This window comes from Vibrio sp. 10N.222.54.E6 (assembly GCF_041473955.1).
Classification (GTDB): domain Bacteria; phylum Pseudomonadota; class Gammaproteobacteria; order Enterobacterales; family Vibrionaceae; genus Vibrio; species Vibrio tasmaniensis_A.
This window is the reverse complement of record NZ_JBFRTD010000036.1, coordinates 130,341-150,048: the sequence shown is the minus strand read 5'-3', so window position 1 is coordinate 150,048 and position 19,708 is coordinate 130,341. Positions and strand designations below refer to the sequence as shown.

General features: G+C 44.6%; 14 protein-coding genes. All 14 read left to right on the top strand.

Annotation, left to right across the window (positions count from 1 at the left end; genetic code table 11):
- Window positions 1–10 precede the first annotated feature (10 nt).
- Complete coding sequence (locus AB4513_RS20325) at window positions 11–886, top strand: NAD(P)-dependent oxidoreductase (protein WP_009846048.1); 876 nt, start codon at window positions 11–13, stop codon at window positions 884–886.
- A 441-nt stretch (window positions 887–1,327) separates the two neighbouring features.
- Window positions 1,328–1,744: an MCP four helix bundle domain-containing protein gene (locus AB4513_RS20320; RefSeq protein ID WP_133151964.1), complete on the top strand. Its 417-nt coding sequence runs from the start codon at window positions 1,328–1,330 to the stop codon at window positions 1,742–1,744.
- Entirely contained in the window at window positions 1,737–2,945 is a 1,209-nt protein-coding gene (locus AB4513_RS20315; RefSeq protein WP_102257695.1) for a methyl-accepting chemotaxis protein, read from the top strand. Before AB4513_RS20320 ends, AB4513_RS20315 begins: the two co-directional genes overlap by 8 nt.
- 344 nt (window positions 2,946–3,289) lie before the next feature.
- On the top strand, window positions 3,290–4,627 hold the full coding sequence (locus AB4513_RS20310) for a hypothetical protein (RefSeq protein ID WP_009846050.1): 1,338 nt from the start codon (window positions 3,290–3,292) through the stop codon (window positions 4,625–4,627).
- A gap of 84 nt (window positions 4,628–4,711) precedes the next feature.
- Entirely contained in the window at window positions 4,712–6,553 is a 1,842-nt protein-coding gene (locus AB4513_RS20305; protein ID WP_009846051.1) for a phospholipase D, read from the top strand.
- A gap of 293 nt (window positions 6,554–6,846) precedes the next feature.
- On the top strand, window positions 6,847–7,527 hold the full coding sequence (locus tag AB4513_RS20300; protein WP_009846052.1) for a hypothetical protein: 681 nt from the start codon (window positions 6,847–6,849) through the stop codon (window positions 7,525–7,527).
- A gap of 86 nt (window positions 7,528–7,613) precedes the next feature.
- On the top strand, window positions 7,614–8,312 hold the full coding sequence (locus tag AB4513_RS20295) for an ABC transporter ATP-binding protein (protein ID WP_009846053.1): 699 nt from the start codon (window positions 7,614–7,616) through the stop codon (window positions 8,310–8,312).
- Window positions 8,300–9,598, top strand: coding sequence for an FtsX-like permease family protein (locus AB4513_RS20290; RefSeq protein ID WP_009846054.1), 1,299 nt, complete (start codon window positions 8,300–8,302; stop codon window positions 9,596–9,598). Before AB4513_RS20295 ends, AB4513_RS20290 begins: the two co-directional genes overlap by 13 nt.
- On the top strand, window positions 9,591–10,367 hold the full coding sequence (locus AB4513_RS20285) for an outer membrane lipoprotein-sorting protein (protein WP_009846055.1): 777 nt from the start codon (window positions 9,591–9,593) through the stop codon (window positions 10,365–10,367). The genes AB4513_RS20290 and AB4513_RS20285 overlap by 8 nt, the downstream gene beginning before the upstream one ends.
- 9 nt (window positions 10,368–10,376) lie before the next feature.
- Entirely contained in the window at window positions 10,377–11,669 is a 1,293-nt protein-coding gene (locus AB4513_RS20280; protein ID WP_009846056.1) for a hypothetical protein, read from the top strand.
- Window positions 11,669–12,703, top strand: coding sequence for a sensor histidine kinase (locus AB4513_RS20275; protein ID WP_009846057.1), 1,035 nt, complete (start codon window positions 11,669–11,671; stop codon window positions 12,701–12,703). The genes AB4513_RS20280 and AB4513_RS20275 overlap by 1 nt, the downstream gene beginning before the upstream one ends.
- Window positions 12,704–12,775: 72 nt before the next feature.
- Window positions 12,776–13,618, top strand: a complete 843-nt coding sequence (locus AB4513_RS20270; RefSeq protein WP_009846058.1) for a LytTR family DNA-binding domain-containing protein — start codon at window positions 12,776–12,778, stop codon at window positions 13,616–13,618.
- Between the two features lie 212 nt (window positions 13,619–13,830).
- Window positions 13,831–16,593, top strand: a complete 2,763-nt coding sequence (locus AB4513_RS20265; protein ID WP_102257694.1) for a pitrilysin family protein — start codon at window positions 13,831–13,833, stop codon at window positions 16,591–16,593.
- A 326-nt stretch (window positions 16,594–16,919) separates the two neighbouring features.
- A complete protein-coding gene (locus AB4513_RS20260; protein ID WP_009846060.1) occupies window positions 16,920–19,700 on the top strand; it encodes a pitrilysin family protein in 2,781 nt (926 codons plus the stop codon).
- The last annotated feature ends 8 nt before the right edge of the window (window positions 19,701–19,708 follow it).

The window sequence follows — 19,708 nt, the reverse complement described above, 5'->3', positions numbered from 1 at the left end:
GGAGAAAGAAATGAAAGTAAGTTTTATCGGGCTAGGCGTTATGGGCTTCCCAATGGCAGGCCACCTAGTCAAAGCCGGTTTTGAAGTAACGGTGTTTAACCGCACTCACAACAAAGCATTAGACTGGGCTGATAAACACCAAGGTAAAACGGCAGAATCTGTGGCTGAGTGTGTCGCAGAAGCTGACGTGGTATTGGTTTGTGTAGGTAATGATGACGACGTACGCAGCATGACAACCAGCGAAACAGGCGCATTGGCAGCAATGAAGCCAAACGCGATTCTTGTCGACCACACTACAACGTCTGCTGTGCTGTCTGAAGAGCTTGAAGTGGCAGCGAAGCAAGCTGGTGTTCGCTTTATGGACGCGCCAGTGTCTGGTGGCCAAGCGGGCGCAGAAAACGGCGTGCTAACCATCATGTGTGGCGGCGAACAAGCGCTTTTCAACGACCTTCAACCTGTGTTCGAAGCTTACGGTAAGTCGTCAGTTCTGATGGGTAAAGTCGGCCAAGGCCAACGCGCAAAGATGGTCAATCAGATCTGCATTGCGGGTGTATTGAACGGTTTATCTGAAGGCTTGGTACTTGCTGAAAAATCAGGTTTGGATATCCCAACTCTGGTTGATTGCCTTAAAAACGGCGCAGCAGGTTCATGGCAGATGGAAAACCGCGCGACCACAATGGCGCAAGACAAGTTCGATTTCGGCTTCGCCATTGATTGGATGATCAAAGACTTAGGTTTCTGCTTAGATGAAGCTGAGCGCCAAGGCATCCAACTTCCACTGACCGAAAAAACCAACAACGCTTACAAGGCATTGTCTGCGGAAGGACAAGGCCGCATGGATACCTCGGTATTGATGAAAGCCGTAGTTGAAGAGACTAAGAAGTAGAAGAGACGAAAAAGTAGAAGAAACTAAGAAATAGAAGAATTTGAATAGTAGACGAGATTAAGTAGAGAGACTAAAAGTCGTCGAAGCTTCGTTCTGTTTTGACAAAATAGCCGCTAACTAGCGGCTATTTTTTATTTTTAATCAAAAAGAAAAATAACATATTTTTCAACAATGTAAGTGGTTGTAAGCTTGTTTTGGTTGAAAGTCCATCAGCACCGTTCGTGTGCTGCGAGATCTGTATCAATTTCACTTCGCTCTATGCTGTGAATTGTTTAATTGTTTGAATTATATTGCCATTTCATTACAAAATAGTTGAGAAATAATCACTGCCTGAACTGGCCTGTTTAGGTGGCTGGCTTATAAGTCAATGATAAAATAATAAAAAAACGTGATATAATTATCATTATTAGTAAATTCCCATGCATTATTTTTCAGGATTATATGAAATCAATATCAACAAAGCTTCTTCTAGTTCCACTGCTCTTTTCTATCTTTTTAGTTGTAAGCAACTTAAAAAGCGAAGCTACCTCAAATGAGGTTATGGACAGTTTTCACTCTGTGTACGAGGACCGAGTCATTCCGTTATCTGATTTGAAAAGCATTTCGGATTTGTATGCGGTAAGCGTGATTGATGCGGCGAATAAATACCATGTGGGAATGATAGAGCAGGCGGCTTTTTATTCTGGTGTTTCTGTTGCGATGAAAGAGGCTCATGAGCTATTCCTTCATTATCTGGCAACGCAGCTAACAAGAGAAGAAGAGGGGTTGGCAAAAGAGCTTCAACTTAAAATAGATAAGGTAGAGCGAGAAGTACCATTAATTCTTGATAAACATAGAAATATGATGATTGATGATTGATGATTCTGAGATGATCACTCAGCTTTATCTCCTTGTCGATGATATGGGAGGTGTTCTTGGTGAATTGATCTCATTGCAATTGGACGTCGCTAAGGAAGAATTAGCCCATTCTGATTCAGTTTTAGAGTCCAACTCTTCTTTCTCATGGTGGTTGGTTCTTTTCTCTTCTATCGTTGCTTCTGGTTCATCTTATTTCCTAGTGAAAAGAGAATTGAGAAATTTACCATTGATCGTAAATTGGATTAAAGCCCTTGAGAATGGACGTTTATCGGACGTTAAATTGAAAGAGGGTGGAAATGAGCTCGACACTATTTCAGATTCTTTGTCTCAACTGTCTGCAAAATTGAATGATATCCTGTCACAGGCAGGTGTAAGCATGAATTCAATTAACCAAAAGCAAGAAGAGTCTTTAGCTCTGATAGAGCGATCCCAGAGTAACTCTTTGAATGAACTATCATCGGTAGAGCAAATCGCGACGGCCGCGACTGAGTTATCTTCAACAGCGAGAGACGTTGCTGACAACGCACAAAGAGCTGAGCAGTCAGCAATGGAAGCGAATGACATTATTCAGCTAAGCCATGGAACATTGAAAAACTCAACTGACACGACAGAAGAAATTTCTGAATCAATATCAGAAACTCAAACGGTCGTGAATTTACTTAGAGAGCACTCAGAGCGTATCAGCAGTGTTGTTGAGGTAATTAAGAACATCTCTGAGCAAACTAACTTGTTAGCGCTTAATGCCGCGATTGAAGCGGCTAGAGCCGGTGAACAAGGAAGAGGGTTTGCTGTTGTTGCTGATGAAGTAAGAGCTTTGGCTGGGAAAACTCAGCAGTCGACTATCGATATTCAAGAAATCATTGCGCAGTTACAAGACCAATCTAAGCAAGCGGATGAATCTATGGTGAAAAACGTTGAACTGATGCGCTTAACAAAGTCTACGACCGATGAGCTTGCTCAATCTTTTCATTCGATATCAGAAAAGGTTTTAAGTATTTCAGAAGTGAATGCCATTGTTGCTACGGCATCAGAAGAGCAAAGTGCCGTTACGACAGATATATCGACACAGCTTGAAAATATGAACGTACTGGTTCAACAAAATATTGAAGGCATTGATCAATCAGCTCAAGCAAACCAAAGCGTTGTTGAAGTGACGAAAGAACTCAACTCAGAACTAAGCTATTTTAAGCTAGATAAATAACCAGTCGATGCTAGTGTGCTTTTTCTTTAGAAATTAAGCACCCTTGGTTTAGATGTAGTAATTTAGACCACGACAAGATAGCCGCCATTGAGCGGCTATTTTTTTGTCTGGTATATGTGTATCTGAATGTACTACTTGGCTTAAATTGGCCGAATAAATCGTTTTGACTTAACTCAGTAACTCTCTTCATAGATTAATTTTTCGTGCGCAATCGTGTGCATTGCGCTTGATTACATTTGCTTACATTTAGATAATCCCCTTGCTGTTAATGTCTCGACTAGAGCAAGGCTCGGACTTGCTCCAAAACAGTAAAATATTTTTGAGTACTTTTGGGAGTAAGGCATATGAATATAAGAAGGCGAGATTTCCTTAAATCAGGCTTGATAGGTGGTTCAGGTTTACTTATAAGCACCTCTGTTCCGGCTCTTCCGAGATTCTCATTCGCTGAGAAAACAGGTGTAATGACAGTATCTTTCTCTGGCACTGCTTGCACTCGTGATGAAGGGGAAGTATCCCGTGAGGAAAGTGATAAAAATATCTACCTTCCTTCAACAGGTTATATTCCCGTTAGAATCATCAATGAGCTGAAAGGTGTTGGAATGACGGTCAGGGGGGCAGGTGAGAATGACTGGGCTCATACCAGAGATACCAGTGAACCACTGATGGTCAACGGTCCACTTAACGCGCCAGATGAACTGCTGTCTGATATTTCTAGCTATATTAGCGGAAACCAGTATACCAAGTATAAGGAGTCCCTTGCGGGTTGGACTATGCCCGCGTTAGCACTGCACGGAGCAAACTTGGCTGCGGCAAGTGAAGGTGATGTGTTTAACCTAATAGGGCATAGTCGGGGAGCCTGTGAAGCTATCATGGCTGCATGGTTCTTATATGCATATGGTGACGAAAAAACACGTAATACGCCTGTTAATATCTTCGCAATAGATCCGGTTCCTGGGCCTGGCACATGGTGGAGTCTTCTTACTCAACTACCTCCAAATGTCGTTAACTACGTAGGCGTTTATTCTTGGGATCAATCATACAATCTAAACGTACAAGATCATGCCTTCCAAGCTCTAGTTCCTCGGCCAAATGGAAGGATGAGAAACGAAAATAACGATATCACTATCCACAGTCAGTCATGGTGGGACTGGATAAAAAGGTATCCAGGCTGGGCAAGCATGGCAAACGATGTACAACAAGCTGATCCTCTTGCTCCAGATAGTAACAGACCTCAACCTGTTGGTTATGAGCTCTATGCCTGCCGTGGCAGACACGGCACAGTAGCCGGGAATACTACCAGTGATGGTTATTATTCTGCTGATAAGGTAAGCGCAACGGTTGCTCCTATCCCTGAGCTAATCTACAAAATGGCTAGAGGTTACCTGACCCAATGGGGAACCGATTTTGCTGTTCCTTGCGCTGTTGAAAAAAGTGTTACAGAGCTAAGAAAAGAAATTCATACCTTCCATCGTGAGTTCGACATTATGGGGGGAGGAGAAACTCGTAATAGTAACTCCCTTCCCGGAAGGCCGTATGTTCGAAGAATCTCATCAATTTGGGGGCGTAACCCAAACGATACTTATTATATGGACGATGTAGTTGGCGATCCCCCATATAAACTCGCTTATCCGGTAACTACAGAGCGAAGCAACAAAGGGTGGGTTGACTGGAAGTTTTTATGATCCCCAAATTAATCGATAGCAGAGTTAAATCGAAATCCGCTTGTAAATTGACAAGCTGTTTATAAACAGCAGGTTAAGGTGAAGATGAGTAAAATAGAGTTAATCAAAGAAGAACTATTAAAAAACGACCTTTTCTACCATGACAGTGATATGAACTATGTCAGGTTACTTGATACTCCCAGTATATGGGGGATGTCGTTTGGTCCAGAGATAATGCCTCGTGCTATTGAACGTCAGGGAGAATTTGAGCGGGCAATTGTTGAGGTAGTACAGAAGACTCGTTATCGGTGTGATATCTCGTCGTTAAACAGCCCAGATCCTGATTGGGCGAGAGCGATTCTGGGAGCAATAGATACCGCACTTACGAAGCCTATGGGCCGAAACGAATCACCACAGTTCCGGTTCATATTTGGTCAGACGCCACTTTACCCTATCAATGAGCCAGATAATCTTATCGACTTTAAAGCTGCTCTGGTTCGCTTAATCAGAGCACGCTCAGCATATTGGGAGATCATGCCTGAATTCGTTGTGGGTAGGTTCTACCAAAGAGCGACTGGTTCTTGGATGTCAGCACAGAAGAAATTTCTTCCGGAGTCATTAATTTCTGATTCTGATACAAAAATGACTTGGAATCACACCAAAATTATAGCCTGTGATGGTGTTGAGTCTTTGGTTGGTGGCCATAACCTGAATATGGATCTTTTCCGAAGCTATCCTCCTGTCCATGATGTTTCTGTTGTCGTTCACGGTGCGGCCAGTTTAGGTTCTCAACTGTTCCTTAACGAACTATGGACGGCGGATACATTTCTGCTTACTAAGGAATCATTAGATACTGATGACCTCACTTGGTACAACAGGGATAGCGAACCCAACTATCCACATGATCCTCTTATGATTAGTTATGTTCAGGATTACATACAGGAAAAACAGAATAGTATTCTAGAGGTCCATGAAACCGGTATTCAACCTGGAGTCGATCCTCAACCTCCAGCTTTACCTCCGTTGCCTTCAATTAATCAAATCGAAAAGTTTGATTTGCGCTCAGTCTCAGACTTAGATGCTAACGTTTTTGAAGAGCGTCAGGTGTACCATTCATACGATAAGCTAGAGGACTACAAAAAGTCCGACCGTATACTCACGGTCGGTAAGTATTGGACAGGGCCTAACCGAGATACCGATTTTAAGATAGGCTCGGAAATCATGAAAAAGAGCCTAATTTTAAATGCGAAAAATGTTATCCGTATGTCGCAGCAGGATGTGATCAGTGCTTGGAAAAAGAACTGGAAAGATCACGTTGTATGTCATTGGATTATCGAAGCATTGCTGAAAAATGAAGGGCTAACTGTTCAGATCGTTGTATCGCCCCTAGATGCAGGCGCAGGGGCTGAAGGCGATCAATACTCATTTGGATCGGGAGCGGTACGGACATTTGGTTTGATGGAGTATTACATGACTCACGATGCAGATACCGATCAACGCCTTGATGACAGTGATGGTAAGCGTCAGGACGCTTTATCTCGTCTCTTTATCGCGCCGTTCTTTTTTACCGATAAAGTACCGGAAGATAAGACGACTGAAGGCGATACGTACAAATGGCCAAATCTTCCAGAGCAGGGAAAAACAGCAACACTCAAGGCTCAGCCATTGTCAGAGAGACCACCGGAGCAAGGAGTGATTGGGCATCCATTTTGGACGACAGTGAGTGCGAGTGGGTTCTTTTATGGGGCTGTTGATTCAGCTCCCGGTAATCATTCAAAAGTAATGATTGTCGATGATGAGGTTTGTATCGTCGGTTCGGATAACCTTTATCCTGGTAATTTGGCCGAGGTCAATTACCTTATTGAAGGTGAACCTGTTAACGATTTGCTTGAGTCTTACTGGAAACCTTTGTGGAAATACTCAGGACCGCATGCTTACTCAGGTTAGTTTGTTGTAACTTAAGGAGGCGCATAACACGCCTCTCTTTTGCCTGCTTCAGCGTCTACATAGATACGATCGCCTTACGATATTTGGTTAAGAAAGAGACCGTTAGCCCTTGTTTATTCAGTTGGGCATGTTTACAGGTGGACACAAGTTCTTGCTTCTTGTTTATCGTTCCCACCATTCACACCCTCGCTCAACCATTCACTCCTGGTAATTACCATTCGTCGCATTGATAAAACTGCACGACAAATTCTAGTTAACCTTTCAACGTCAACATTTGAAAGGGATTAGAAATCATGACTACTTCACACTCATTTAATTCAGGTTCTACCACTTCTGTGCTTAAGCGTTCATTACTGGTTGCACTTGTTTCATTCGCACCCACTTTGGCGCAGGCTAACCCAAGTTCAGACGTTCTTGATATCTACAATCAAGCCGCTCAAGGCAATGAAGATCTGGTTGAGGTGGCTTACGAACGTCTGAACGACACGCTGCAACAAGACGGTGCGACACCACTGACCTTGGTTTACCTCGGAAGCACAGAAACCCTGATGGGGCGTGATGCGTTCTTACCTTGGAACAAGATGAAGTATGTGGAAAAGGGTTTGTCGACCATTGATAAATCACTGGTGCTGCTTAAAGACGAAGACCAACCGATTCATGAACAACCTCGTGTTCAAGGGCTGCCAGATTCTTACCTAACTCGCGCCATGGCTGCTGTGACTTACACTTCTCTGCCAGACATGTTTAACCATTTCGATCGTGGTTATGACTTGTTCCTCTCGTTACTCGCGGAAGATGATTTCCAACAACAACATTTCGCTGCGACCTCGTGGATTTACCGTTACGCCATTACCGCATCGATTCGTGCTGAAGACTTCGAGCAAGCACAGGTGTGGCTTGAAAAAATGGAAAGTACCGATGCCGGAAACATCGAGACCATGACAGCGAAGGCCCTAATAGCGAAAGCCAAGTAACAGCTGCGAATGCTAAATAGCGGTTTACTTAAGCTTATTAACAACAGCGAACGCTTAAGAATGATGGGTAATCAGAGGACAAGGGAATGATTGAATTTAAAAATATCGGCAAAGCGTATGTCACGGGCGGTCAACGTGTTGATGCATTAAACGGGGTCGATGGACATATCCAACGCGGTGAAATGGTGGCGTTATGTGGCCCGTCGGGTTCAGGGAAAAGCACACTTTTGAATATTTTGGGTTTGTTGGACATGGACTACCGAGGGCAGATCAATATTGACGGCAAACCTTATCCGACAGAGCAAATCGCCGCTGCACGTTTTCGTCGTCAGTCGTTGGGGTTTGTGTTTCAGCGTTTCAATCTGGTTCCTGTGATGACGGCGCTTGAGAACGTCGCTTATCCATTGATGCTGAACCAATGCTCTAAGCAAGAACAGCAGAGCAGAGCGCAAGACATGTTAGAGCGTGTTGGGCTAGGGGATTACGTTCATCACCGCCCAGACAATCTTTCTGGTGGTCAGCAGCAACGTGTCGCAATAGCCAGAGCACTGATCCACAACCCAAGCTTAGTGATTGCCGATGAGCCGACCGCCAGCCTAGACAGCCACACCGCCAACCTAGTGATCGATATTATGAAAGAGCTCGGCCACGAAATGGGCACCACCTTTATTGTCGCAACGCACGACCCAAGAATGGCGCAGCGCTGCGATCGAGTAATTGAACTTATCGACGGACAACTGGCTCCACAAGCTGTAACTACGGAGGCGATCTCATGGGCAAGTTAACACAAAGAATGAGCACGTTTTTACTTCCAACTTCGGTGCGTTTGGCGTGGCTTAATTTATTAAGAAATGGTCGTCGTAGTTTGCTATCGGTATTGATTATTGCCATTGCCGTATTTGCGCTGACCAGTGCTGGTGGTTATGGGCTTTACACTTATGAATCTTTGAGAGAATCGACCGCGCGCGATACTGGTCATCTCACCTTGAGCACGCCGGGATACTTTGAACAAGATGAGGACATGCCGCTGAGCAATGGTCTCGATAATGTTCAAGCGCTAACCAAGAGCATCATTGGTGACAGCGACGTGCGTGGTGTGCAGCCTAGAGTCTATTTTAGCGGCTTGGTGTCTAACGGCAGTAAGTCGACCATCTTTATGGGAACTGGCGTCAATGAGCGTGAGTTCGACATGAAAGGTCCTTTCTTAGATGTGCGCAGCGGACAAACCCTATCGGATGTGAAGTCACCAAGATACGACAGCCAAGAGCCACAAGTCATGCTGGGAACAGACCTTGCTCGTAACCTCAAAGTTGCGGTTGGCGATTGGGTAACATTACTCGCCACCACCAGTGACGGCGCTTTGAATGCTTTTGATTTTAAGGTGCAGGGCATCTACTCGACTGGGGTTCCTGAGCTGGACAAGCGTCAGCTGTATGTACACATCACCACCGCACAAGAGCTTTTAGCCTCAGACAAAGTCAGCACCTTGTCGGTGTTCCTATTTGAAACCAGCAAGACCTCGACCGTTCAACAACGCATTCAAGCGACTTTAGATCGAAATAGCGCGAGCCAAAACGATCAAGGCACAGAGATCGAGATCACCCCGTGGCAAGATCGCGCGTTTTTCTACACCAAGGTCAAAAATCTTTACGACCGGATCTTCGGCATCATGGGTGCTGTTATGGCATTGGTGGTGTTTGTGTCGTTGTTTAACACCATGACCATGTCGGTGACCGAGCGCACTCGTGAAATTGGCACCTTGTCGGCTCTTGGTAGTTACCCATCTGAAATCGTGGCTGGTTTCTTAAAAGAGGCGGGATTACTGGCGGTGATTGGCAGTGCGATCGGTGCGTTAGTGAGTGGTTTAGTGTCGCTGTTATTGCTGGTAGTTGATATACAGATGCCGCCACCTCCAGGCAGAACCGAAGGTTACCCACTCAACATTTACTTCTCACTGGAATTAGTTGGTTACGCCACTTTAGGTGTGCTGACGATATGTTTGCTGGCTGCTTATTTCTCTGCTCGCAAAGGCGTGAATAAGCCAATCACGGAGGCGCTGGTTTATGTATAAGTTTACTCGTTTACTCACTGTTTTAGGTTCTGCATTGGTTCTAGTATCGACACCAAGCTGGGCTGTCGATTCACAACAAGTCACTGAGATGATTGCCAAGGCAGACAGCTATCGTTTGAACAGCGCACAAGCGTCTAAGGTAGTGTCTTTGGTGGCGTTATATCAAGACGAGCAACTGGACAAAACCCGTGAATACAACGTCTATACAAGACCAAATCGAGAGTCGTTGGTCGTGTTCAAGTCGGCGGTCGAGGCTGGGCAGAAGATGCTGATGATTGAAGATAACTATTGGTTGTTGATGCCGAAATCTCGTCGCCCAATTCGTATCACACCGATGCAAAAATTGTTGGGCGAAGCCTCGGTTGGGGACATCTCGACGCTGACTTGGAGTGAAGATTACCAAGGCGAGTGGGTTGCCGAGCAACAGGTTGAGATGCCGACTGGCGAGACACTCGATACCCATCACCTAAAGCTCGCGGCGAAAACCAAGGGTGCGAGTTATCAGTCGATTGATCTGTGGTTAACGACAGACCGAGCGTTTCCAGTTAAAGCGGATCTGTATCTGCGTTCTGGAAAACTGGCGAAACAAGCTTGGTTTACTGAAGGCGTGCGTGATGGATTACCCACAGTGGTGTCGATGACCTTGCTCGATAAGATTCAGCCGAGTAAGAAAACCGTGATTGAGTATCGCGAAGTGATTGAACAAAGCTTGGCAGATAAATATTACAACCCTGCCTACCTATCGCGTAACAGCGTGTCTGGGCTGTAGGTGGACGTCATGAAAGCTTCCAATCGCCGATTCCACATCAAGTCTTCAATCGCTACTTTGCTTGCCTTGTTTTGTGTGAGTAACACGATTCAAGCGGACGATCTGAGCTTGGCGTGGGACTGGCAACTCAGTGCAGAAGCCATCGAATCGAGAGAGTCGCCATTCAGCCCTTTACCATCTGATAATCGTCAGTCATTCAATGGCTTGTTGGATCTAGAGGTTGGATATAACAATTGGCTTGGTCTGTTCGCAGTGAAAGCCAACGATATTCTAAGCAATAACCCTCAACAACATGACGCGAGCTTTGAGTCGGAATTCATTGTGCGTGAGTTGTTCTGGCAAGGTGGGGTTGAACTGTCGAATTCGGCGTTCGGTGACCATTACCTAGATGTCACACTCGGTAAGGTTCGCCTTGATTGGGGCGTGGGTTATGGCTATCGACCGTTAGACATCATCAAGCCTTATCGACAAAACCCGGTGGGCATTGTCGCAGAAGAAGGCGCGGGAGTGGCTTCGGCGTCACTGTTCGATATGACGGGCGAGTGGACACTGCTTTATAGCGATTCGTCATGGACTTCCCAAGACATAAATGAATTCGAAAAGAAGAACCAGCAACAAGGCTTTGGGGTACGTCGTTACAACCTGGTGGGCGATCACGAGTATCAATGGGTCGCCTATTATGACGATGTGCGTCACGGCTTGCTTGGGGCGAATTTAGTCTCGGTATTGAATCTCGCGTGGGAATTTCATGGCTCGGCGGTCTATCAACGACAAAGCCTTGGTTACAGCCAGCCTGATTCAATGCTTAAACCTGTTTACCTCGAAGAGCAGGGCGAGGCCTATCAAGCGTTAGCCGGATTAACATGGGCAAATGACACTGGCCACAATGTGGTGTTGGAATACTGGTTTGATAGCCGAGCGTGGAGCAACTCTGAGTGGCAAAGTGCAATAGAAAGTGCAGAGTCTTTGTCGGTTAATCCGATGACATCTTCATTGGCAGGTTCTTATGCGCAAGGCTATCAGCACGCCAATTTGGTTCAACACAACATAATGTTTCACTGGTCTCTGGATTCGACACATGGCTGGCTTGAAGATATCACGCCAACATTCGATGTCATGTTGTCTCCACAAGATGGCGGTTTTATTGCGACTCAGTGGCTCAATTATCAGGCTCTAGATAATGGTAATTCATCGTTGGATTTGGAACTTGCTGCACGCTTTCTAGGCGGCAAAAGTGATTCTGCTTACGCCAGCTTACCCGATAGTCATATGATTCTCTTAAATATCAAAGGACGATTTTAATGGACACTTCTTCAAACAGTCGATTTTCATGGATTAAGAGTTTCGCGTTCACCACGTTATTTTGTGTTCTTATTGCGATTACAACCCATACGATTTGGGGCGGCGGATTAACGGTTAACCTGGCAATCAGTTTTGGCTTTGGTTACAGCGCCGTGGGTTCTTCTTTCATCTTTGTGAAATTGTTTAAGAGAACATCACGAACGCTTGAAGTGGGAATCTCAATGGTGTTCGCGATGACCTTTGGTACCTTGAACGCGCACTATTGGTTGAACGGGTATTTCGGGGCCAATATCTCGGATCTTAAATCTGTGGTGTTGCTCGGTGTGATCTTCTGTTCGGTTTGCTATTACTATTTCTATACCCGAGAGCAGCAGTTACGTGCCGATAACGAATTGGAAGTGGCCAAGCGTCGTCAGGCCGATCAAGAAAAGGTGGTGGTGCTCAGTCAGCTTAAACAACTACAGAGCCAAATTGAACCGCACTTCTTGTTCAACACACTTGCGACCATCAATGTGTTGATTGAGAGTGACAGCGCGAAAGCCAAGTTGATGCTCGAAAAACTGACTGACTTATTGCGTGTGACTTTGAAAAACAGCCGCAACGAGCAATCGACCATCGCACAAGAGGTCGACTTGTTAGACGCTTATCTTAATATCCAAAAGATACGCTTGGGGGAGCGCTTAACGTTCTCGATTGAAACACACGAGATTAGTGATTTTCAGGTGATTCCACCGTTCTTGATTCAACCCTTGGTCGAGAATGCACTCACGCACGGCATTGAGCCCAAAGCGGCGGGTGGCCAAGTGAATATCCGTATTACTCAACAAGCCGAGCAGTTGAAGATTGAAGTGTCAGACAGTGGTGCAGGGTTGAAAATACCTTCTGCGAATACGGGGCATGGTGTTGGGTTAAGCAATATTCGTCAAAGAATCGAAACCCTTTATGGTGATCAGGCGAGCCTAACGATTACTGAACAAGCTGAGGGTGGGGTAGTCTCTACGATCTTGTTACCACTGACTGACGCAGCCGCTTAGAATTACAGACCAGAAAGCACAGAACAGTGACGAAAAATAGACGATTTACAGTGTGAATTTAAAGGACTAACCATGAACAACCCAGCAATACAGCCGAGCGTAACGGCGATTATCGCAGACGATGAAGCACTGTTAAGGCACCACCTAGACAAGAGCCTTGCTGAGGTTTGGCCGGAGCTGGAGATCGTCAGCAAGGCACAAAACGGTTTGGAGGCGATGCAGAGTATTCAGCAGCTTAAGCCCGACGTGGCGTTTCTCGATATTCGTATGCCTGAGCTGGATGGAATCTCGCTGGCGAAACAATTGAACAAGCTAGATTCGCCGCCATTGATTGTGTTCATTACGGCTTATGACGAATACGCAGTTAAAGCCTTTGAACATAATGCGATGGATTACCTGCTTAAGCCAATCAATGAAGAGCGCTTACTGGCGACATGCCAGAAGGTGCAAGCGCGTCTGTCGAGCAATCAAACACAATCAGGTATTACGCCAGAACAGCCCGATATCACGGCGTTAATGGCTCAGCTTCAACAGTTATCAAAATCGACTTCACAACAACCTCCCTATCGATCGCAGCAAAAGCACCTCACATGGCTCAAAGCCAGTGTCGGGGAAGACATTCACCTAATCGCCGTCGATGATGTGGCTTATTTCAAAGCAGAAGACAAGTACGTCTCGATATTCAAAAAAGGCCAAGGCAGTTCTCTAGAGGAGTTTATTCTTCGTGTGTCACTAAAAGAGTTGATAGCGCAGCTCAATCCTGATGAATTTTGGCAGATCCACCGCTCAGTGGTGGTGAAAGTCTCGGCCATTGATAAGGTGAAGAAAGGGCTCTCAGGCCAGATGTCGGCTTATGTCTCCGGCGAGAAGTTACCGATCAGCCGCGCCTCGCAAGCTCTTTTTAAAGGGATGTGAGAAACCTGTTTAAGGGAATTTAATAAATCAGTTTTAAGGGGTGTGAAATCACCCGATCTATAACCTATGACTATCAGATTGTGTAATTTATAAAGTTGACAGTTTCATGCATGTTCAGATTGTCTCTCAAAATTTAAATGACTGAATTTATATAAAATTATTATGCTATTGCGATCGGATATATTGGAGGAAAGCCCTCCAAAGAGATCGTTATGAAAGCATACTATTTAGTCGTCGTATTGAGCTCCACATTGCTAGGTTGCAGCTCTACTCCTCAACAACAAACGTTATTGAAATCCGATCCATACTGGGTCAAAGGAGAGTTAGATAACGGATTAACCTACCATGTCTACCCTGACCAAGAACAACCTGTCTCGGTACGCTTACTCGTGCATGCCGGATCTTTGCAAGAGAGCGAACAACAGAAAGGGTACGCCCACTTTGTTGAGCATATGGCGTTTAATGGCAGCAAGAACTTTTCAGGAAATGAGGTGGTCGAGCTATTTGAGCAATCTGGTGCCAGTTTTGGTGCAGACTTAAATGCTTACACCTCTTACCAAGAAACCCTCTATAAATTAGATCTGCCCGACAATAAGAACCTAGACAAAGCCCTGGCTTGGTTTAGAGACATTGGCGATGGTTTACTGCTGTCCGAAGCTGAAATCGAAAAAGAGAAAGGTGTGATACTTGGGGAGTTTCGATACACGCGAGTTGAAGATAAACCTCTCTCGTTTAAGTTCTACGATCATCTGGTTGAAGGGACGACTTACCAAAGTAACGATCCTATTGGCAATAAAGAATCCGTTTCTAAAGCGAATGTTCAAGAATTAAAGAACTACTACCAAACCTGGTATCAACCTCAGTTAACCGAAGTGATTGTCTCTGGTGATATCACACTGGCAGAAGTTATCCCTTTGATTGAAGATACTTTCTCTGATTGGCAAAGAGGCATAACACCGGTTCCCGTGAAGAACACGTCAGTGGATTACAATACTCAAGATTTTGTGGCGTATGGATCTGGTGTCGAGCCACCGAGCATCGGGATAGTCATTGACCGTGGGGAAAGAGTGACACAGAGCCATGAGCAACAACATCAGCTTTGGTTAGATGATATTGCTCAACAACTTATCCAACAAAGGTTGAATTCTGACTTTGTTGACGCTGCGTTACCTGTGCAGTGGGCTGCTTCAACACCCTATTTATTAGAATACCAAAGGTATTCGATTACTACCGTCGGTTTTCCTGTTAATAGCCGAGAGCAAAGTCAGCAGCAGTTTGTTTCTACTCTCGCCTCTTTGCGTGACTATGGCGTAAGTGAGTATGAGTTGGCGAGTGTGCTTCAGCAATACCAAGCGAACCTCGATGACATTCAATTAAACTGGGATCAAATGGATGCTGTGGCTCATGCTGATGGTAAATCGACAGCATTGGTGATTAACCAGCCTGTTCAATCACAGCTTGATTATAAGTCGAGTTTGAAAACGTTTCTTGCGAATACGGATCTCGAGGCTGTGAATGATAACTTAGATGATTTGCTTTCTAGCCCTTACATTTTGGGGTTAGGTTTATCTTCTAAGGAAGACATGCTAGCAATGGATAATGAGCTAAAAGATGTCAGAAAAGCCTATGAAAAGAAAGGTAACAAGCCACTGCTCGTTACCGCAAGTTCTGCGTTTAGCGTGCCAGAATCTCAAGGCGACATTGTGAAACAAATTCAGGTGAGTGAGGATCCTAACTTACAACAATGGACATTGAGCAATGGTATCGAGGTTTGGTATTTACGAAACCCTGAGGTGGGTAATAATGTTGGTGTTTATTATGCGAGTGAAGGTGGAAAAGCAGCCCTAGATTCTTCTTTATTTCCTGCGTCAGAGGTGGCGATTTCAGCATCGATCCGTAGTGGTGTTGGTAAATTCAGTGGATCGGAATTAAATACCCATTTGAAACGCAAAGACATCCAAATTTATCCCTTCATCAACTTTACTCATCATGGGCTGGAAATCAGCACTAAGAAAAAGACGCTCGCAGAAGGCTTGGCTGCATTGTATACCATTGTGACCGAACCTAAAATCGACAGCGATCAGCTTGAGGCTGTAAAATCTGAATTTGCACAAGATCGCACGGCTTATCTAGAAACCCCAGTGGGTCAGTTTATTCAGATGGTTAACCATAATAGTTATCAAGATAGCAGTCGTCATATCATGTTGGAAAGTGAAGATATTGAAGCCGTGACATCTCAAGATATACTTGACGTTCAGCACCAACTCTTTCAGAAGTTAAGAGACAATACGCTTGTCATCGTTGCTGATATTAAGCCATCTGAAATTAAGCCTCTCGTACGCCAATATGTTGCTTCATTGCCATTGGAAGCCGTTGTGTCTCCTGATTATCAAGTTGCCTATAGCACTGATTCGAAAGAACGAATCGATATATCCATCAATAATGAAGACAGCAGCCAGTACTTATTGCGTATTATTTCTCAGCAAGCTCGAGAGAAAACAGCAAAGGATGTGTTTATGGACGATATGCTTCAGCGTGTATTGTCGAGCCGTCTAACGGCTTATGTTCGCGAAGAATTAGGCTTGGATTATGCGCCTTTTGTGTATTCGGTATCTCAAGACAGTGAGCCAAGTTATGACTGGTTGGTCGGCTCTTTAGCTGCGCCTGAGAACTCAGATAAGATAGAACAGGCGATTGATAAAGTTATTGCTGAAGCCGTTAAAGGCATTTCTGAAGATGAGACTCGAACCGCTGCTAAACAGCTAGTGGCTGACCTCACGCCACTTCAATATAAGCCTACTCAACAAGCTTGGTTTATTTCACGTTACTTAATTCATGACTACGGTGTTGAGGCACTGTTTGACTTACAGGGAACGACAGATTCAATTTCTAGTAAAGATATGACGGAGTATGCTAAAGAAATTTTTGGAGATAACAGCTACCAGTTGAAGAACTTGTTAAGGCCAAAAAGTTAAGCCCATTGAGAGAGTGACCTTGTAGAAAAGTCGCTTTCAACCTTAAATCTAAGATATCGAACCTAAGCCAAATGCACCGTCATTTGGCTTTTTTATTTGGGTTAGGGTTAGTCTTTAAACTCGTTACTTTTTAATTCATCACTTTCAAGCTTGTCACTTTTAAACTAGTTACTGACTTTTAAATGCTCGTAATTTGCGCCTTATATAACTGAGTGCAATTTATAAAATAAAGATCTAGATCACAAAGATACTCATCCGGTTCAATATTAAATAATAATCGTTAACTCAATCTGTATATTGTCGATGAATGACATTAAGAGGTTGTTATGAAAACATATTATTTAGCGGCGGCTGTATGCCTCACCTTGGTTGGCTGTAGTTCAACATCAAGTATCACCGAAACCTTAATCCAGCCGGATCCGGCATGGACATCAGGCCAGCTAGAAAATGGCCTTACCTACCATGTTTATCCAGATCATGAAGAATCCGTATCTGTTCGTTTAGTTGTGCACGCGGGTTCGTTCCAAGAGACTGACCAACAAGAAGGTTATGCGCACTTTTTGGAGCACATGGCATTCAATGGCAGTAAAAATTTCTCTCAAAATGACGTGATTCGTCTATTCGAAGATGCAGGCGCTAGCTTTGGCGCTGATATCAATGCCTACACTTCTTACCAAGAAACTGTGTATCAATTAGATTTACCTGACAATGTCCAATTACAGTCTGCCCTGACGTGGATGCGAGACATTGGTGATGCTCTGGACCTATCAAGTTCAGAAGTCGAAAAAGAGAAAGGTGTGATTCTTGGTGAGTTCCGTTATGCACGCTTAGACGACAAGCCATTCGCAGAACAGTTTTTAGACCACTTCATTGAGGGTGGTCAGTATGAAGGCCAAGATGCACTTGGTACTAAAGAGTCTGTACTCAGCGCGACTTCCCAAGGGCTAAATAACTTTTATCAGACTTGGTATCAACCTCAGAACGTTGAGGTGATTGTCTCCGGTGACATTGACACAAAAACCGTCATTCCATTAATTGAACAGAAGTTTTCAGATTGGCAGCGAGGACAAACTCCCAAGCCAGTAAAACAAAGAATTACCACCTTTAATGAAGGTGATTATATTGAGTATGCAGAATCGGAAGCGCCAAGTATCTCTTTGATGATCAACCGAGGGGCAAGTGCGGTAGACACTCGCGCGCAACAGCATCAACTTTGGCTTGATGAGACAGCACAGCAACTGATCAGGCAGCGACTTAATACCAAGTTCAATGATGCGGCTTTGCCAACTCAATGGATAAGTTCCAAACATTATTCTATGGAATATCAGCGCTATTCATTGGTGGATGTTGGCTTTCCTGTCGGCGCTCGTGAGGTGACTCAAAAGGAGCTAATCGCCACATTGGCATCTCTGCGTGATTATGGCGTCTCTGAAAATGAGATAATTAGCGAACAGCATTATTATCAAGACTTGCTCGATAATGTTGAGATCGATTGGGACAATATGGACAGCGTGCAGCACGCTAACCAGAAAGCGACGGCTTTAGTGAACGAACAAATCGTGCAATCACAACGAGACTATGAAGCGAGCCTTGAAGAGTTTGTCGCAAACCTCGATCTTGATGCGATTAATGCCAATATTAAGGCTTTGCTTTCTAGCGACTATTTTGTAGTGGTTGGTATGAATGAAAGTGAAGATAAAGTCGCCGTTACCCAAGCCATCGAGAGCTTGAAAGCAACTTATAGCGAAAAGGGTGCCAAACCGTTGTTTTCGGTGACCAGCAGTGCTTTTGCTGTTCCTAGTTCGCAAGGCGATATTGAGTTAGTGGAACAGATGTATGTAGACCCATATGTTCAAAAGTGGACGCTTAGCAATGGTATCGATATGTGGTATCTGCGTGACTATCTCGCAGGCGATGACATAGGTATTTACTACACAAGCTTAGGTGGTAAGGCCGCACTCGATCCTAAGTTATATCCAGCGTCAGAGTTAGCTCTTGCTGCTATCGGTAGAAGTGGTGTTGGCAGTTTTTCAGGAACGGAGCTTGATGCGCATTTGGATCGTGAAGATATTCAGGTTTATCCGTTTATCGATTTTACTCACCATGGCGTCGAATTTAAGCTCACCAGTAATGGCTTAGCGGAAACTTTTGCTGCGCTCAACGCGATCGTTACATCAGTCAAGGTATCGCCAGAGCAACTGGAGGCGGTTAAGCAAGAGTTCATTCAAAATCGAGATTCTTACTTAGCAAGCCCTACTGGTCAGTTCGCATATGCAATGAACCAAAATACCTATCAAGCGGACAGTGATCATGTGCTGCTCGATAGTAAAAGTGTGGAAACGGTTTCTGTTGAAGAGATAAAGAGCGTCCATCAGCAGTTGTTTGGTCAATTCCGAAATAATCAGCTGGTTATTGTGGGCGACATTGATCCAAGTGAACTGAAACCTCTGGTTCGCCAGTACTTGGCTTCTATTCCATTGGAAAAAGCCGTTGTGCCTGACTTTAACGTCGCGTACAAGCACCCATCTAAAGCGCGTATTGATTTGTCGGTCAACACGGCTAATAGCACTGAGTACATGCTAAGAGTCATTGCGGAGCCTTCCGAGCAAACTGGAATAGTAAGAGGGAAAACGGCGAAAGATATCTTTATGGAAGACATGCTGCAACGCCTGCTTGTTACTCGTTTAGACGCGTACATACGTGAAGATTTAAGTCTAGATTACTCACCTTATGCTTACTGTGTATCGCAAGATGGTGATACAAGCCATGACTGGTTTATTGGTGCGCTGATCGACCCTAAAAATGCCGATAAGATAGAGGTCGCGATTGATAAAGTGATTGGAGACCTTCTGAAGGGCGTATCAAATGATGAGATTAGAGCGGCAGGCAAGCAACTAGAAGCGGACTTTACGCCTTTAGATACTAGTGTTGTTGATCAAGCATGGTTCGTGTCTCGTTATCTTTTGCACGACTATGGTGTAGAAGCCTTGTTTAACGTGAAAGCGACGGTTAACTCAATTTCTCGTGAAGATATGAATCAACTTGTCCAACGCATCTTTGGTGAAAATAGCCGTAAGGTTAAGAACATCATGCGTCCTAAAGCCTAAAGCCTAAA

Excerpts from the sequence above, each read along its gene's own strand:
- AB4513_RS20325 (WP_009846048.1), top strand. The coding sequence starts at position 11 with ATGAAAGTAAGTTTTATCGGGCTAGGCGTTATGGGCTTCCCAATGGCA.
- AB4513_RS20320 (WP_133151964.1), top strand. The coding sequence starts at position 1,328 with ATGAAATCAATATCAACAAAGCTTCTTCTAGTTCCACTGCTCTTTTCT.
- AB4513_RS20315 (WP_102257695.1), top strand. The coding sequence starts at position 1,737 with ATGATTGATGATTCTGAGATGATCACTCAGCTTTATCTCCTTGTCGAT.
- AB4513_RS20310 (WP_009846050.1), top strand. The coding sequence starts at position 3,290 with ATGAATATAAGAAGGCGAGATTTCCTTAAATCAGGCTTGATAGGTGGT.
- AB4513_RS20305 (WP_009846051.1), top strand. The coding sequence starts at position 4,712 with ATGAGTAAAATAGAGTTAATCAAAGAAGAACTATTAAAAAACGACCTT.
- AB4513_RS20300 (WP_009846052.1), top strand. The coding sequence starts at position 6,847 with ATGACTACTTCACACTCATTTAATTCAGGTTCTACCACTTCTGTGCTT.
- AB4513_RS20295 (WP_009846053.1), top strand. The coding sequence starts at position 7,614 with ATGATTGAATTTAAAAATATCGGCAAAGCGTATGTCACGGGCGGTCAA.
- AB4513_RS20290 (WP_009846054.1), top strand. The coding sequence starts at position 8,300 with ATGGGCAAGTTAACACAAAGAATGAGCACGTTTTTACTTCCAACTTCG.
- AB4513_RS20285 (WP_009846055.1), top strand. The coding sequence starts at position 9,591 with ATGTATAAGTTTACTCGTTTACTCACTGTTTTAGGTTCTGCATTGGTT.
- AB4513_RS20280 (WP_009846056.1), top strand. The coding sequence starts at position 10,377 with ATGAAAGCTTCCAATCGCCGATTCCACATCAAGTCTTCAATCGCTACT.
- AB4513_RS20275 (WP_009846057.1), top strand. The coding sequence starts at position 11,669 with ATGGACACTTCTTCAAACAGTCGATTTTCATGGATTAAGAGTTTCGCG.
- AB4513_RS20270 (WP_009846058.1), top strand. The coding sequence starts at position 12,776 with ATGAACAACCCAGCAATACAGCCGAGCGTAACGGCGATTATCGCAGAC.
- AB4513_RS20265 (WP_102257694.1), top strand. The coding sequence starts at position 13,831 with ATGAAAGCATACTATTTAGTCGTCGTATTGAGCTCCACATTGCTAGGT.
- AB4513_RS20260 (WP_009846060.1), top strand. The coding sequence starts at position 16,920 with ATGAAAACATATTATTTAGCGGCGGCTGTATGCCTCACCTTGGTTGGC.